The organism is Janthinobacterium sp. SUN033 (genome assembly GCF_030397595.1).
Taxonomy (GTDB): domain Bacteria; phylum Pseudomonadota; class Gammaproteobacteria; order Burkholderiales; family Burkholderiaceae_D; genus Janthinobacterium; species Janthinobacterium kumbetense.
In genome coordinates, this window is sequence record NZ_JAPQNV010000004.1 from 510,006 (window position 1) to 525,624 (window position 15,619).

At 62.3% G+C, this 15,619-nt stretch carries 12 protein-coding genes and 1 tRNA gene; 5 read left to right on the forward strand and 8 right to left on the reverse strand.

Features of this window, described 5'->3' with window-relative positions; translation table 11 throughout:
- Positions 1-6 precede the first annotated feature (6 nt).
- The 3 genes from OX460_RS19420 to OX460_RS19430 all read right to left on the reverse strand — a co-directional run bounded on the left by OX460_RS19420 (position 7) and on the right by OX460_RS19430 (position 1,309).
- A complete protein-coding gene (locus tag OX460_RS19420; RefSeq protein WP_289899622.1) occupies positions 7-585 on the reverse strand; it encodes a PIN domain-containing protein in 579 nt (192 codons plus the stop codon).
- The gene (locus tag OX460_RS19425) at positions 585-1,049 is read right to left on the reverse strand and encodes a helix-turn-helix domain-containing protein (RefSeq protein ID WP_251349507.1); all 465 of its coding nucleotides are present in this window, start codon (positions 1,047-1,049) and stop codon (positions 585-587) included. Before OX460_RS19425 ends, OX460_RS19420 begins: the two co-directional genes overlap by 1 nt.
- A gap of 184 nt (positions 1,050-1,233) precedes the next feature.
- Positions 1,234-1,309 (reverse strand) — tRNA-Arg (locus OX460_RS19430).
- 199 nt (positions 1,310-1,508) lie between these two features.
- On the opposite strand from OX460_RS19430, the gene OX460_RS19435 reads away from it, so the two are divergent.
- On the forward strand, positions 1,509-2,072 hold the full coding sequence (locus OX460_RS19435) for a c-type cytochrome (RefSeq protein ID WP_099665866.1): 564 nt from the start codon (positions 1,509-1,511) through the stop codon (positions 2,070-2,072).
- A 137-nt stretch (positions 2,073-2,209) separates the two neighbouring features.
- Here the strand turns inward: OX460_RS19435 and OX460_RS19440 are convergent, their stop codons facing one another.
- From OX460_RS19440 to OX460_RS19450, 3 genes are all read right to left on the reverse strand, one after another.
- Entirely contained in the window at positions 2,210-4,285 is a 2,076-nt protein-coding gene (locus OX460_RS19440; protein WP_099665867.1) for a M13-type metalloendopeptidase, read from the reverse strand.
- Between the two features lie 188 nt (positions 4,286-4,473).
- Entirely contained in the window at positions 4,474-6,558 is a 2,085-nt protein-coding gene (locus tag OX460_RS19445) for a M13-type metalloendopeptidase (RefSeq protein WP_289899623.1), read from the reverse strand.
- Positions 6,559-6,710: 152 nt separating this feature from the next.
- The gene (locus tag OX460_RS19450; RefSeq protein ID WP_289899624.1) at positions 6,711-7,298 is read right to left on the reverse strand and encodes a hypothetical protein; all 588 of its coding nucleotides are present in this window, start codon (positions 7,296-7,298) and stop codon (positions 6,711-6,713) included.
- A 324-nt stretch (positions 7,299-7,622) separates the two neighbouring features.
- Between OX460_RS19450 and OX460_RS19455 the strand changes: the two genes are divergently transcribed.
- From OX460_RS19455 to ybaL, 3 genes are all read left to right on the forward strand, one after another.
- Positions 7,623-9,065 carry a S41 family peptidase gene (locus OX460_RS19455; protein WP_289899625.1) on the forward strand — a complete coding sequence of 481 codons (1,443 nt, stop codon included), beginning with the start codon at positions 7,623-7,625 and terminating at the stop codon, positions 9,063-9,065.
- Between the two features lie 187 nt (positions 9,066-9,252).
- Complete coding sequence (locus OX460_RS19460; protein ID WP_289899626.1) at positions 9,253-10,374, forward strand: beta-ketoacyl-ACP synthase III; 1,122 nt, start codon at positions 9,253-9,255, stop codon at positions 10,372-10,374.
- Between the two features lie 210 nt (positions 10,375-10,584).
- Positions 10,585-12,297 carry a YbaL family putative K(+) efflux transporter gene (gene ybaL, locus OX460_RS19465; protein ID WP_099665872.1) on the forward strand — a complete coding sequence of 571 codons (1,713 nt, stop codon included), beginning with the start codon at positions 10,585-10,587 and terminating at the stop codon, positions 12,295-12,297.
- Positions 12,298-12,353: 56 nt separating this feature from the next.
- On the opposite strand, the gene OX460_RS19470 is transcribed toward ybaL, so the two are convergent.
- Positions 12,354-14,399: an NADPH-dependent 2,4-dienoyl-CoA reductase gene (locus tag OX460_RS19470; RefSeq protein WP_289899627.1), complete on the reverse strand. Its 2,046-nt coding sequence runs from the start codon at positions 14,397-14,399 to the stop codon at positions 12,354-12,356.
- Positions 14,400-14,559: 160 nt separating this feature from the next.
- On the opposite strand from OX460_RS19470, the gene OX460_RS19475 reads away from it, so the two are divergent.
- A complete protein-coding gene (locus tag OX460_RS19475) occupies positions 14,560-15,141 on the forward strand; it encodes an SRPBCC family protein (RefSeq protein WP_289899628.1) in 582 nt (193 codons plus the stop codon).
- Positions 15,142-15,143: 2 nt separating this feature from the next.
- Here OX460_RS19475 and OX460_RS19480 read toward each other — a convergent pair whose 3' ends face one another.
- Positions 15,144-15,599 (reverse strand): hypothetical protein, encoded by a 456-nt coding sequence (locus OX460_RS19480; protein ID WP_099408108.1) that lies wholly within the window; start codon positions 15,597-15,599, stop codon positions 15,144-15,146.
- Positions 15,600-15,619: the final 20 nt, after the last annotated feature.

The window sequence follows — 15,619 nt, forward strand, 5'->3', positions numbered from 1 at the left end:
GCCACGTTATAGCGAAGCCATGGCGGAGCGCAGCAACTTGCTCAACTGGGACAAGCCTTGCGCTTCGTAAGTGGCAATCAATTCGGCTGAGGATCTGGGCGGTTTGCGCAATCGTGCCCGATTTTCCTTGACGACAGCAAGCATGCGTGTGGGGGCCAATTCATACTGGGCCACCAGAAAATCATCCGGGTGCAAGACTTCAATGTTGTGCCCGCGCATGAGCGCGTCCGGGAAATCCTTGAGATTGAAGGTGACGATGGCATCAGCATGTCCCACGATAGCAGCCGCCAGAACGTGCCGGTCGTCCGGATCGGGCAAGATCAAGGTATCGATCAGGTATTCGTACGCTTCGATCACGCCATCCTCCACTGCCTCGGCCATCAGCGCGCTGGTGCGCGCCAACGCCGAAGGGTCGAGATCAGGCCGCTTGAGCAGCAAGTTGCGTTGCCACTCCTCCTGTATCTGCGCTGTCCAGCGTGCGCTGAAGATACCGTCCGCCGCCAAACTCAGCAATAGATCGCGCAAGGGTGCCGGATATAACACACAGGCATCGAGGACGGCAGTGTAACGGTAGTATCCGGCCATCAGTCCCCCAGTTCAAGCTCCTGCGCCTGATCTGCCAAGGCTTGCAAGGCCTGTTGCGAACGCCGTTTGCGCTCATCCTTGTACTGCACCACATCCTCAAAGCGCAGCCGGCGGTGCGTACCCACCTTATGATGGGGAATTTTCCCCGCTTCAAGCAAGCGCACCAGATACGGCCGTGACATATTCAAATACATGGCCGCTTCCTGGGTCGTCACATCGAGCTCCTTGGGCATGACCGTCACGGCCTTCCCTTGCGCCAAGGTGCCTAACACATCGGCAAACAGGCGCAATACATTCGGCGGCAAGCGCAGCAAGGGGGCGTCGCCCAAGTCCTGCGCACCCTCTTCCAGAATGGCAATCTGCACGGCACGCGAATGATCTAGCGCACTGACCAAGCAACGCTGCGCCGCTTTCGCCAGTTCCAGGTCTTCTTTATTTTCCAGACGGTCAATCACATTCGACATGGTATTCCTCCCTACTTCCCGTTCAAGCTTACGAGTCAAACGCAATAAACGCAACCAAAATAGTATAACAATTTGTGCACGGACAAGCACGACACGAAGCCAGAACGGCAAGGCGAACAGACACAGGAGAACCCATCAACTGCGAACAGAGGGGGAAATAATGGAGGAAACAACGGGGACATCTTGGTGCGGCTGGCGGGGATCGAACCCACGACCCTTGGCTTCGGAGGCCAATACTCTATCCACTGAGCTACAGCCGCGTAGGGGGAATTTCTGAAGTGATGCGAAGGATACCGTTTTTCTTTACCTACGTCTACGGAAACTGTCGTATCGCTGGCAATTGCATGTCGCTGCTCAATTTTTGTGCCTATAATTGTGGGTTTCATAAAGGTTTACATACAAGCATGTAAAAATGCTACCTTACACGGCCATCAGTTTCAAATCTGGACTAAGGACATCATGAGCGACGCACATAACGAACAACAATCAGCGATCAAAACGCCTAAACAATTGCTTGCCGCCGTAGCTGGCTTCTTCCTCATCACCGTCATCGGCATCATTCTGCTGGTGCAGTTCGTCACGGCGCAAAAACTGACGGGCGCCGGTACGGACAGCCAGTCACCGGAAGCCATCGCCGAGCGCCTGAGCCCAGTGGCCAACGCCGGCTTTACCTTCAAGGATGCCAGCGGTCCGAAAGTGTTGCAAAGCGGCGAAGCCGTGTACACGGCAACCTGCGTGGCTTGCCATGGCGCCGGCGTGGCCGGTGCACCGAAGTTTGGCGATGCGGGCAGCTGGTCGGCCCGCCTGGCCCAGGGCTACGATACGGTCCTGAAACACGCGATCGAAGGCTTGCGCGCGATGCCGGCCAAGGGCGGCAATCCCGACCTCGACGATGTGGAAGTGGCGCGCGCCGTCGTCTACATCGCCAACGCGTCGGGCGGCAAGTTCAAGGAACCGGAAGTGCCGGCACCGGCCGCTGCCGCTGATGGCGCCGCCGCACCAGCCGCGGAACCGGCCAAGTAAGCAGCGTCACACCCGTTTCCAGGAACCGCCCGCCAGGGCGGTTTTTTTTTACCCATCGTTTGCGCCAGATCACACGGCGTAAAAAAGCCGCCCGGCTTGCGCGGGGCGGCTGGCAACTTATGCCTCGGACTAGCGTCTTACCACATGATGACGCGGTCTTTCGGTGGCAGATACATCTTGTCGCCCGGTTTCACGTCAAACGCCTGGTAGAAGCCGGGCTGGTTGCGCATGGTGCCGTTGGCGCGGAACTGGCCTGGCGAGTGCGGGTCCGTTTTCAGCAAGACCAGTTGCTGCGCTTCGCGCATCTTCATGCGCCAGACCTGGGCAAAACCCGCATAGAAGCGCTGCTCGCCCGTGAAACCGTCGATGACGGGGGCTTTCTTGCCGTTCAGCGACAATTTGTACGCTTTATACGCGATCGCCACGCCGGAATTGTCGGCGATGTTCTCGCCCAGGGTCAGTTCGCCGTTGACGAAGTGGCCCTTGACGGGGCTGAAGCTGTTGTACTGCGCCACCAGCTGCTTGGTTTTCTTGGCGAAGTTTTTATGGTCGGCCTTGGTCCACCAGTCGCGCAAGTTGCCGTCGCCGTCGTACTGGGCGCCCTGGTCGTCGAAGCCGTGGCTGATTTCATGGCCGATCACGCCGCCGATGGCGCCGTAGTTGACGGCGTCGTCCGCGTTGGCGTCGAAGAACGGCGCTTGCAGGATGGCGGCCGGGAAGACGATTTCATTCAGTTCCGGGTTGTAATAAGCATTCACGGTCTGCGGCGTCATACCCCACTCATCGCGGTCGATAGGCTGGCCCAGCTTGTTCAATTCGCGGTTGTAGTTGAGCAAGTGCGAACGCTGGATGTTGCCGATCAAATCGTCCGGCGCCACCGTCAGGCCCGAGTAATCGCGCCATTTGTTCGGATAGCCGATCTTGGTGGTGAACTTGGACAGCTTGATTTGCGCCTGTTTCTTGGTGACGGGGCTCATCCAGTCCAGCTTGTCGATGCTTTGCTGGTAGGCCGTCATCAGGTTTTTCACCAGCGCTTCCATGCGCACCTTGCGCTCGGCCGGGAAATACTGCTCCACGTACAGTTGGCCCACGGCTTCGCCCAGCGCGCCTTCGACGGCGCCCACGCCGCGTTTCCAGCGCGGACGCATTTCCGTCACGCCCGTCAGGGTGGTGCCATAAAACGCGAAGTTTTCATCGACATACGCTTTCGGCAGGTAGCCGGCGTTGGCGTGCAGCAAGTGCCACTGGAAGTAGGCTTTCCACGTTTCCAGCGGCGTCTTGTTGGCGATCTCGGCAAAACCTTTCAGGTAGCTGGGCTGGCTGACGATCACGTAATTGACCTTGCCGGCGATGCCCGTGTCCTTCAGGTAGCGGGCCCAGTCGTAGCCTGGCGCCACGGCGGCCAGTTTCGCCAGTTCCACCTTGTTGTAGGTCTTGACGGGGTCGCGGTTCTGCACATTGCTCCATTGCGCCTTGGCCAGTTCCGTTTCCAGCGCGAGGATGGCTTTCGCATTCGCGGCAGCGTTCGCGTCGCCGGCCAGGCTGAGCATTTTTTCCACGTGGGCCAGGTATTTGGCGCGCGTATCGGCCTTGCCTGCTTCCAGGTAGTAATCGCGGTCAGGCAAGCCCAGGCCGCTTTGCACGATGTCGGCCACGTATTTGGTGGAATCCTTGGCGTCCTGGTGGATGCCGAAGTCGTAAGGCGAGGTCACGCCCAGCTTGCTGAAGTGGGCGATTACGGCCGGCAATTCCGCCTTGTCCTGCAGCGCGGCGATCTTCGCCAGCTCCGCGTTCAACGGTGTCAGGCCCAGGCTTTCCAGCTTGGCTTCATCCATGAAGCTGTTATAAAAATCGCCGATTTTCTGGGCATTCGAACCGGCCGCGCGGGCCTTGTCGGCGGCCGCGCCTTCGACGATGCCGCGCAGCTGCGTTTGCGTATCGTCAGCCAGCTTGGCAAAGCTGCCCCAGCTCGACTTGTCGGCAGGAATGACCGTTTCCGCCAGCCATTTGCCATTCAGGTGCTGGAACAGGTCGTCCTGCGCGCGCACGGCAGGGTCGACGTATTCGACGGCGATGCCGGACGTCAGCGCGGCGGCGGCGACGGCCGTGGCGGGAGCGGCGGCAGCTTTCTTGGCCGTATCAGCGGCGCCAGCCATGCCGGACACGCCGGCCAGCAAGCTCAGGGTCAATGCACTTAACAAATAACGATTCACGGTTGTCCTCTATATTGTATTGTGTGGAATATAAGGGTCAGAAGGCCCAGGGCTTCTGGCCCGGTTTTTGACTGTAGCATACAGGCCGAAACGACAGAAAGAACTTTGGCCAGAATGCAAAAAAGACCACGCGAGGTGGCCTTTTCTGTTGTTACAGTAGTACGTTTTTCACGACGACGCGCATGCGCTTACCAGATGATGACGCGGTTTTCCGGCGCAACGTACATCTTGTCGCCCGGTTTCACGCCAAATGCTTCGTAGAAGCCAGGCTGGTTGACCATGGTGCCATTGGCGCGGTACTGGCCCGGCGAATGGGGGTCGGTCTTGATCTGCACGATCTGCTGCGCTTCACGCATCTTGCTGCGCCACACCTGGCCAAAGCCCATGTAGAAGCGCTGGTCGCCCGTCAAGCCGTCGAGCACGGGTGCAGGCTTGCCGCCCAGCGAGATTTTATAGGCCTTGTAGGCGATCGCCACGCCCGAGTTGTCGGCGATGTTCTCGCCCAGGGTCAGGGCGCCGTTGACGTGGTAGCCAGGCAATGGGCTGTAACCGTCATATTGCTTGGTCAGCGCGTCGGCCTTGGCGGCGAAATTCTTGCGGTCGGCCGGGGTCCACCAGTCGCGCAGGTTGCCGTCGCCATCGGACTGGCTGCCCTTGTCGTCAAAGCCGTGGCTGATTTCATGGCCGATGACGGCGCCGATGGCGCCATAGTTGACGGCGTCGTCCGCGTTGGCGTCGAAGAACGGCGGCTGCAGGATGGAGGCCGGGAAGACGATTTCATTCATCGTCGAGCTGTAATAGGCGTTCACCGTCTGCGGCGTCATGCCCCACTCTTCGCGGTCGATCGGCTTGCCCAGCTTGGCCACCTGGCGCGCGGAGCCGAAGTTGGCGGCGCGCATCATGTTGCCCACCAGGTCGCCCTGGACGATTTGCAGCTTCGTGTAATCGCGCCATTTGTTCGGATACGCGATCTTCGGCGTGAACTTGGCCAGCTTGGCTTGCGCTTCCTTCTTGGTTTCCGGGCTCATCCAGTCCAGGGTGTCGATGCTGTCCTTGTAGGCGGCCAGCACGTTTTTCACCAGTTCCTGCATGTGCGCCTTGCGTTCTGCCGGGAAGTATTGCGCCACGTACAGTTTGCCGACGGCTTCGCCCAGCACGCCTTCGACGGCGCCCACGCCACGCTTCCAGCGCGGCTGGTTTTCCGTCACGCCGCTCAGTACCGTGCCGTAGAAGGCAAAGCTTTCATCGACGAAGTTTTTCGACAGGTAGCTGGCATAGCTGCGCAGCAACTGCCATTCGAAATACGCTTTCAGGGTGTCCAGGTCGCTTGACGCCAGCACCTTGTTGTAGCCGGCCAGGTAGCTCGGCTGGTTGACGATCACGTAATCGACCTTGTTGGCGATGCCCAGCGCGGCCAGGCCGGACTTCAGGTCGTAGCCAGGAGTCAGATCGTTCAGCTTGTTGATGTCGGTCTTGTTGTAGCGTTTGACGGGGTCGCGGTTCTCGACCTTGGTCCATTGCACTTCGGCCAGGGCCGTTTCCAGCGCCACGACAGCCTTGGCGCGGGCGGCGGCATTCTTGTCGCCCGCCATGGCCAGCATTTTTTCCACGTGCGCCTGGTATTTTTCCTTGACGCCAGCCTGCTTGGCTTCCAGGTAGTAGTCGCGGTCCGGCATGCCCAGGCCGCTTTGGCTCACGTAGGCTGCATATTTCGTCGAAGCACGGGCATCCTGGCCCACGTAGACGGCGTACGGCGTGGCCACGCCCGTCTGGCTCAGGTGGGCGATCAGGGCGGGCACGCCCTTCTTGTCGCGCAGCGAGCGGATGCGGTTCAGTTCGCCGGCCAGCGGCTTCGTGCCCAGCGCCTCGAGTTTGGCTTCATCCATGTAGCTGGCGTACAGGTCGCTGATTTTCTGCGCTTCGGAACCGGCTTTCCTGTTCTTGTCCTTTTGCGTGGCTTCGATGATGCCGCGCAACTGTGGCGTGGTGTCATCGCGCAGCTTGGCGAACGAACCCCAGCTCGACTTGTCGGCAGGGATCTCGGCCGTGGCCAGCCACTTGCCATTCAAATGGGTAAAGAAGTCGTCCTGCACGCGCACGGCGGGGTCGATGTACTGCACATCGATGCCGGAAACGACGCCGGCGGCGGCAGGTGCGGAAGGTGCGACACTGGGGGCCACGGTCGGGGCGGCAACGGCGGATGCGGGTTCGGCGGCATGGGCAAACGCAGCCAACAGGGTCAGGGTCAGACTGCTCAAGAGATAGCGATTCACGGATTGTCCTTATGGGGCATGTCAAAAAGACCGGGCGGATAGCTTCGGGCGGATAGCCTGCCGCGCCAGGCGCTGCAGGAATGTAGCACGCAAGCATGCCTTTTGGCCATCCTTGCCCCTTGCTTGCCCCCGCACCTGCCACCTGCTTACCCTCAGTTGCCGGGCAAGGTCATACCGGCACCCCCGCTGCCCATGCTCACGCCCGCACCACCCATGCCGCCCTTGCCACCGCCCTTGCGTCCGCCGTGCTCGCCACCGGGCGCGCCGCGCGATTCGCTGCGGGGCATGGCGGCGTCCATCACGCGCGCCATCTGGCCGGCGATGAACTGGGCCACCATCTGGCGCTGGTTCTCGTCCAGGGCATCGTTGACGCTCAGCCACCATTCGCGCAGCTGCTTTTCCTCGGCCAGGCTCTGCGTGCTTTCTATGTCCAGGCCGGCGAGCAGGTCGCGCAGCTCCAGCCGGGGCGCCTGCAAACCCTGCGCCACGCCCGCTTGCAGGCGTTCGCGGCGCGCCTTGCGTTCGCGCAAGAGTTGACGCGATTTCCCTTCCACCTGCTGCCACAAGGTGGTCTGATTCGCATTGAGCTTCAATTCCGTCTTGAAATCGGGCGCCATCGGCAGCAAGTCTTCCAGGCGCATGTCGGCAATCGGCACGGCCGAGGCGGTCAAGGCGGTGGTGCCCAGCAGCAAGGCCAGGCTGAAACGGCGCACGGCGGGGAGGAAGGTCAACGAGGTCATGGGGGCTCCGGATAAAAAAAAGCCTGCGTCCGCAGACGCAGGCAAAACCACTTCGGGTCGAGAATGCGAGTCCACTATAGGGCCGCGGCACACGCTTTTTTTCGACTCTTACAAATGCTTACTCCCCTCAAGAGTAACTATACATCGCATACAAAACCGCAACATATGGCAAGCTGGCGAGCCCGTTTTCGCGCGTAGACTGGGCCCAGGCATGCTTTTTCCACGGCCGGCCCACGCCGGCAGAGATTCAGGTCTATACTTTCAGGAAAGCGCCGCTCCACGGGGACTGGCGCTTGTGCAAGACACGCTAGCTGCAAAGGTGCAATGATGGGCAAACTCAAAAATACCGGCTTGATCGGCCTGGGCGTGGTGGCCGGCGTCGCCGTGTCGCTGCAATTTTCCGCCATGGCGCAAAAAAACGTCGAGCCGCCCCTGCCGCTGGAAGAGCTGCGCCAGCTGGCCGATGTGTTTGGCCTGATCAAGTCCGATTACGTGGAACCCGTCGAAGACAAGAAACTGCTGGAAGACGCCATTTCCGGCATGGTCGCCTCGCTCGACCCCCATTCCGCCTATCTGGACAAGAAAGCCTACGCCGAACTGCGCGAAGGCTCCGAAGGCAAGTTCGTCGGCCTGGGCATTGAAATTGGCCTCAGCGAAGACGGCTACATCAAGATCGTCTCGCCCATCGAGGATTCGCCCGCCTACCGCGCCGGCATCAAGGCAGGCGATCTGATCACCCGCCTCGACGGCCAGCCCGTGAAAGGCGTCAGCCTGGACGACAACGTCAAGCGCATGCGCGGCGAGCCGGGCACCAAGGTGTCGCTGACCATTGCCCGCAAGGATGAACCGCAGCCGCTGGCCTTCACTATCACGCGCGAGGAAATCCACCAGAAAAGCGTGAAGGCGAAGATGGTCGAGCCGGGCTACGCCTGGCTGCGCGTGTCGCAATTCCAGGAACCGACCGTCGACGACATGGCCGCGCAGATCACGGCGCTCTACAAGCAAGACCCGAACATCAAGGGCATGGTGCTCGACCTGCGCAACGATCCGGGCGGCGTGCTGCAGGGCGCCATCGGCGTCTCGGCCGCCTTCCTGCCGAAGGACGCGGCCATCGTCTCGACCAACGGCCAGTTGCCGGACTCGAAACAGGTGTTTTATGGCCGCGCCGAATACTATACGTTCCGCTCGGAAGGCGATGCCCTGGCGAAATTGCCGGCCGCCATCAAGAAAGTGCCGCTGGTGGTGCTCGTCAACACGGGTTCGGCCTCGGCCTCGGAAATCGTCGCCGGCGCCCTGCAGGATTACAAGCGCGCCACCATCATCGGCACGCAAACCTTTGGCAAGGGTTCCGTGCAAACCATCCGCCAATTGACTGCCGACACGGCCGTCAAGCTGACGACGGCCCGCTACTACACGCCGAACGGGCGCTCGATCCAGGCCAAGGGCATCGTGCCCGACCTGCTGGTCGATGAAAATGCGGACGGCGACGGCTTGAACGGCTTGCGCATCCGCGAAGCGGACCTCTCCAAGCACCTGAGCAACGACCGCGACAAGGAAAGCGCCAAGGCCGCGCCCGTCAACGACGAGATGGAAGAGCAATTGCGCATCATCGCCCTGGAAAAGACCCGCAAACCGTTGGAATTCGGCAGCCAGGACGATTTCCAGCTGCACCAGGCGCTGAACCACCTGAAAGGTTTGCCGGTGCAACTGGCCAAGGCCGAACCGGTGGTGGTGCAAGCCGACGTCAAGCAAGAACAGAAGAAGTAAACAGCAACGCCAGCAGCACGGCGGGGGGCGCCATGCCCCCCGTTACCCCGTCCACGCGACAAAAATCAATCTTCCGCCACACTTCCCCCTGCCCCGCAACACGAAACTCTCTACAGTCGAGCCCGTTTGTGTAAAATTTGCTTCACTTATCGGCATCGCGCCGATTGCCAAATTTGAAAGTTTAACCATGAAACAAGTCGTCATCAGCGGTACCGGACTGTACACGCCGCCATTTTCGATCTCCAACGAAGAGCTGGTCACCTGCTTCAATGCCTACGCGGAAAAATTCAATGCCGACAATGCCGACGCGATCGCCGCGGGCACGGTGACGGCGCTGGACCTGTCGAGCGTGGCCTTCATCGAAAAGGCGTCCGGCATCAAGTCGCGCTTCGTGATGGAAAAGGAAGGCATCCTCGATCCGGCCCGCATGGTGTCGCGCATTGCGGAGCGTGGCGATGACGAACTGTCGCTGCAGGCGGAAATGGCCGTCGCCGCCGCGCGCGACGCCTTGGCGCGCGCCGGCCGCACGCCAGCCGATATCGACATGGTACTGGTGGCTTGCAGCAATATGCAGCGCGCCTACCCGGCCATGGCCGTGGAAGTGCAGGATGCGCTGGGCATCGACGGTTATGGTTTTGACATGAACGTGGCGTGCTCGTCCGCCACCTTCGGCATCCAGCAAGCCGTGGCCGCCGTGCAAAGCGGCCAGGCGCGCGCCGTGCTGGTGTTGAACCCGGAAATCACCAGCGGCCACCTGAACTGGCGCGACCGCGACAGCCATTTCATTTTCGGCGACGCCTGCACGGCCATCATCGTCGAAGCGAAAGACACGGCCGTCTCGCAGCACCAGTTCGAGATCATCGGCACGGAACTGAAAACGCGCTTCTCGAATGCCATCCGCAACAATTTCGGCTTCCTCAACCGTTTCGACGAATCCGGCGTGGGTAAAGCCGATAAATTGTTCCGCCAGCAAGGCCGCAAGGTCTTCAAGGAAGTGTGCCCGATGGCCGCCGAAATGATCAAGGCGACCCTGGCCAAGGCCGGCGTGGAAGTGGCGCAAGTCTCCCGCTACTGGCTGCACCAGGCGAATCTGAACATGAACTTGCTGATCGCGCGCCTGATCCTGGGCCGCGACGCGGAAGCCAACGAAGCGCCCGTGATCCTCGACACCTACGCCAACACCTCGTCGGCCGGCTCCATCATCGCCTTCCATAAGTATCAGGATGACATGGCGGCGGGCGCCACGGGCGTCATCTGCTCGTTCGGCGCCGGTTATTCCATCGGCTGCGTGATCGTGCGCAAGGTGTAGAGACACGGGGTGGCATAGAGTGGAGTCCTTGAATTAGGCGAAGATCCGGGTGGATAACATGCGTTCGTGGCCACCTGGACGAAGATATAGCACAGGTTTTTTGCAATAAAGCCGCAGGAAATTTTCCGGCAGGGGCTTTGATGCGTTTATACTTGGTCGCTGAGCAACATCTTTTTCCATCCGCACGTCCCCATAAGGAACCCCACACGCATGCCCCATGACATCAGCCTGATCACCACCATCGCCGCCGCCCTCGGGTTCGGCCTCATCTTCGGCTTCATCGCCGCGCGCCTGAAACTGCCGGCCCTGGTCGGCTATCTGGCCGCCGGCATCATCATCGGACCGGCCACGCCCGGTTTTGTGGCGGATGCGGAAATAGCGGGACAATTGGCGGAAATCGGGGTGATGCTGATGATGTTCGGTGTCGGCCTGCACTTTTCCATCGAGGATCTGTGGGACGTGCGCAAGATCGCGCTGCCCGGCGCCATCCTGCAGATCGGCGTCGCCACGGCGATGGGCATGGGCCTGGCCCACTGGTGGGGCTGGACCCTCGGTGGCGGACTGATCTTTGGACTGGCCCTATCGGTCGCCAGTACCGTGGTGCTGCTGCGCGCGCTGGAAGAACGGGGCATCCTCGATTCCCTGAACGGCCGCATCGCCGTCGGCTGGCTGGTGGTGGAAGACCTCGTCACCGTGCTGGTGCTGGTGCTGCTGCCGGCGTTTGCCGGCGTGCTGGGCGGCAAGGTCGCACCGGATGCCGAGGCCGTCAGCCTGTGGCAAACCCTGGCTATTACCCTGGGGCAAGTAGCCGGCTTCATCGTCTTCATGCTCGTCGTCGGCCGCAAGCTGTTCCCGTGGATCCTGTGGCAAGTGGCGCGCACCGGCTCGCGCGAACTGTTCACCCTGTGCGTGATCGCCGCCGCCGTCGGCATCGCCTATGCGTCGACCAAGCTGTTCGGCGTGTCCTTCGCGCTGGGCGCCTTCTTCGCCGGCATGGTGCTGCGCGAATCGGAACTCAGCCACCGCGCCGCGGAAGAATCGCTGCCCCTGCGCGACGCGTTCGCCGTGCTGTTCTTCGTGTCCGTCGGCATGCTGTTCGAGCCGAACATCCTCATCGAGAAGCCCCTGCAAGTGCTGGCCGTGTGCGCCATCATTATCTTCGGCAAGTCGATCGCCGCCTTCCTGCTGGTGATGGCCCTGCGCTATCCGCCGAAAACGGCCATCATCGTCTCGGCCAGCCTGGCGCAGATCGGCGAATTCTCGTTCATCCTGGCCGCGCTGGGCCTGTCGCTGGGCCTGATGCCGCAGGAAGGCCAAAGCCTGATCCTGGCCGGCGCCATCCTGTCCATCGCCTTGAATCCGCTCGTGTTCAGCATGGCCAAGCCGCTGCTGCGCGTGATGAGCAACAGCGATTTCGCGCGCAAGTTCGAACGCACCACGGACCCGCTGGCCGAGCTGCCGATGACGGTGCCGCAGGAAAAACTGTCGGGCCAGATCGTCCTGGTCGGCTATGGCCGCGTGGGCCGGCGCATCGCCGCCGCCCTGATGGAACGGGGCATCCACTTCGTCGTGGCCGAGGAAAACCGCGAAATCGTTGACCAGCTGCGCAAGCAGGGCATTCCGGCCGTGGCCGGCAATGCGGGCGAACCGGCCGTGCTGATCCAGGCGCACATCACGCACGCCACCATGCTCGTCATCGCCACGCCGGACACCTTCCACGTGCGCGCCATGATCGAGACGGCGCGCGCGCTGAACCCGGACATCATGACGGTGGTGCGCACGCACAGCGAGGAAGAGGCGGAATTGCTGCGCGCGGAAAACGCGGGCAAGGTGTTCATCGGCGAGCACGAACTGGCCAATGGCATGGCCGAGCACGTGCTGCAGAGTTTTGATGCGGCGAAGAAGGGGCATGGCGGGCATTAAGCCAGCGCCCTTTCCGTCCAGCAAGCCTGCCCGCTCCCAGCCGGCAGGCTTTCTTTTTACAGGCTGGCAGCCAGTTCCGCGCCTTCCCGTATCGCCCGCTTGGCGTCGAGTTCCGCCGCCAGCGCGGCGCCGCCGATCTTATGGAAGCCGGGGCCGCCGGTGGCCAGCGGCTTGCCATCCTTGCCCATGTCCGGCATGAGCTCCGTCAAGCTGTCCTGGCCCGCGCAGATGACCACGTTGTCCACCGCCAGCAGGCGCTGCTCGCCGCCCACGGTGATGTGCAAGCCCTGCTCGTCGATCTTGTCATAGCTCACGCCGGCCAGCATGGCCACGCCGTTTCTCGCCAGCGCCGCGCGGTGCACCCAGCCCGACGTCTTGCCCAGTCCCGCGCCCACTTTCGAGGTCTTGCGCTGCAACAGGAAGATTTGCCGCACGGGCGCAGGCGCCACGGGCGGCACCAGGCCGCCGCCGGTGGCCGCATCCAGGTCCACGCCCCACTCGCCCGCCCAGGTGGCCACGGGCAGCGGCAGCGGATGCGCCGGGTCGTGCAGCAGGTATTCGCCCACGTCGAAGCCGATGCCGCCCGCGCCGATGATGGCCACGCGCGCGCCGACAGGCTTCTTGCTTTGCAGCACATCCAGATACGACAGCACTTTCGGGTGGTCAATGCCGGGAATGGCCGGCAAGCGCACCTTGATGCCGGTGGCGACGATGACGTCGTCATAGCCGCCGGCCAGCAATTGCTCGCGCGTCACGCGCTGGCCCAGGCGCAGCTTGACTTCCAGCAGTGCCAGCCGGCGGGCAAAATAGCGGATGGTTTCCGTAAATTCTTCCTTGCCGGGAATTTGCATGGCCACCTTGAACTGGCCGCCCACGCTGTCGCTGCTGTCGAACAGGGTCACCTCGTGCCCGCATTCGGCCGCCACGCAGGCGGCGGACAGGCCGGCCGGGCCGGCGCCGACGACGGCCACCCGGCGCGGCACGGCCTTTTTCGCGTACACGAGTTCCGTTTCATGGCAGGCGCGCGGGTTGACCAGGCAGCTGGCGCGCTTGTTGGCGAAGGTGTGATCCAGGCACGCCTGGTTGCAGCCGATGCAGGTGTTGATCTCGTCCGTGCGCCCGGAGGCGGCCTTGGCGACAAAATGGGGGTCGGCCAGGAACGGGCGCGCCATCGACACCAGGTCGCAGTCGCCCCGCTCCAGGATGGCATTCGCTTCGTGCGGCATGTTGATGCGGTTCGACGCCACCACGGGAATGCCGACTTCGCGGCGCAGCCGGCCCGCCACGGAGGCGAAGGCGGCGCGCGGCACGGAGGTGACGATGGTGGGCACCCTCGCCTCATGCCAGCCAAAGCCCGTATTGAGAATCGTCACGCCCGCGTGTTCCAGGGCCTTGGCCACCGCCACCACGTCATCCCAGGTATTGCCGCCCTCGACCAGGTCGAGCAGGGAATGGCGGTACATGATGATGAAGTTGGGGCCGACGGCGGCGCGGATGCGGCGCACGATGTCCACGGGCAGGCGCATGCGGTTTTCGATGCTGCCGCCCCAGCGGTCCTGGCGCAGGTTCGTGCGCGCGCACAGGAATTGATTCAATAAGTATCCTTCGCTGCCCATCACTTCGATGCCGTCATAGCCGGCCTTTTGCGCCAGGCGCGCGCAGCGCACGTAGTCGCAGATGGTGCGCTCGATGCCCCGTTCGCTCAGGGGACGGGGGCGGAATGGCGAGATCGGCGATTTCTTCGCCGACGCCGAGACGACGAACGGCTGATAGCCATAGCGGCCCGCATGCAGGATCTGCATGACGATCTTGCCGCCCTCCTCGTGCACGGCGCGCGTCACCTTGCGGTGGTTCGGCACGTCGCCGAGGAAATTGAGCGTGCCGCCGAACGGCAGCAGCCAGCCCTGGCGGTTCGGCGAGATGCCGCCCGTGACGATCAGCCCCACGCCGCCGCGCGCCCGTTCGCGGTAAAACGCGGCGAGCTTGCCATAATGATAAAAACGGTCTTCCAGGCCCGTATGCATGGACCCCATGATGACTCTGTTGCGCAAAGAGGTAAAACCCAGGTCGAGCGGGGCCAGCAGGTGGGGATAGGCAGTCATGGTGATCGGTCCGGTAGAGGTGGTATGCAGGCCGTACGGTAGCAAGCATTGCCGCTCGCCGCAGCGTATTTCTCTAGACCGGGAGTTCTAAATCGCCCGGCGCACGGGCCGGCGATGCGTACAGCTTGTGCCGGGCGCAAGTTTCCCGTAGGCTAGGTGCATGACGCGACTCTTCCTTTGCCTGCTGATGCTGTGCGCCGTCCCCGCTACCGCGCTGGCGCAGGCGATACGCCTGGACAAGCTCAAGGTCGACGTCAAGCGCATCGAGGTCGACGGGCAGCGCATGTATGAAGTCGATGCCAGCGGCAGCGTGCAGGCGCCGCCGGCGTCCGTCTGGAAGACCCTGACCACCTACGAGCGCATGCATGAATTCGTGCCGGACCTGAGTTCCTGCCGCGTGCTGTCGCGCAACGGCAATGAAGTCATCATCGAACAGCAGGGCATGGCGCGCTTCCTGTTCATGAACCACCCCATCCACCTGGTGGTGCGGGCCACGGAAACGCCGTTCACGGCCATCGACATCGCCCTGATCTCGGGCGACATGCGGCATTACGAATCGCGCTGGAATCTGTACCCCATCCCCGAGACGGGCGGCACGCGCATCGTCTTTTCCAGCCGGCTGATGCCGGGCTTCTACGTGCCCGGCATGCTGGGCACGACCATGATACGCGGCGATATCGAGCGCATGATGGCGGCCGTGCTGGCCCGCATCGACAGCCAGTACGCCGATAAATCCGGATAAAACTACGCCAGGTAGGTATCGCGGTCGCGGATTTCCGCGAAGTTTTCCAGGCTGCCCAGCTTTACCGTGACGGGGTTCAGGCTCGCCTGCGGCTGCATCGAGCGCCAGGCGAACAGCCATTCCTGCTCGGGCGCTTCGGCGCGCGTCTTGGTGAAGGCGGCGCCCAGGGCGGCGCGCTGGCCATATTCGACCAGGCCATCGATGCCGGCCCAGCTGGGCAAGGTGCGCTGCACGGCGCGATGCAGGCGTTCGCCGAATTCTTCCGTATTGTGGATGATCAAACAGGCGTCGGCCGGGGCGAACAGGTCGAACAGTTGCTTGTCCCACACTTGGGAAAAGCTCAGGGTCAAACAATTGCCCGCAGGCATAAGGCGGAACTGGCCCAGGCTCAGCGCCAGCTCGAGTTCGCTGCGCTGGCCGTAGCGGTGCAGGGTGGGGGGACGTTTGTAATCGTGCATGCTGGACTCGTTCTTCAATA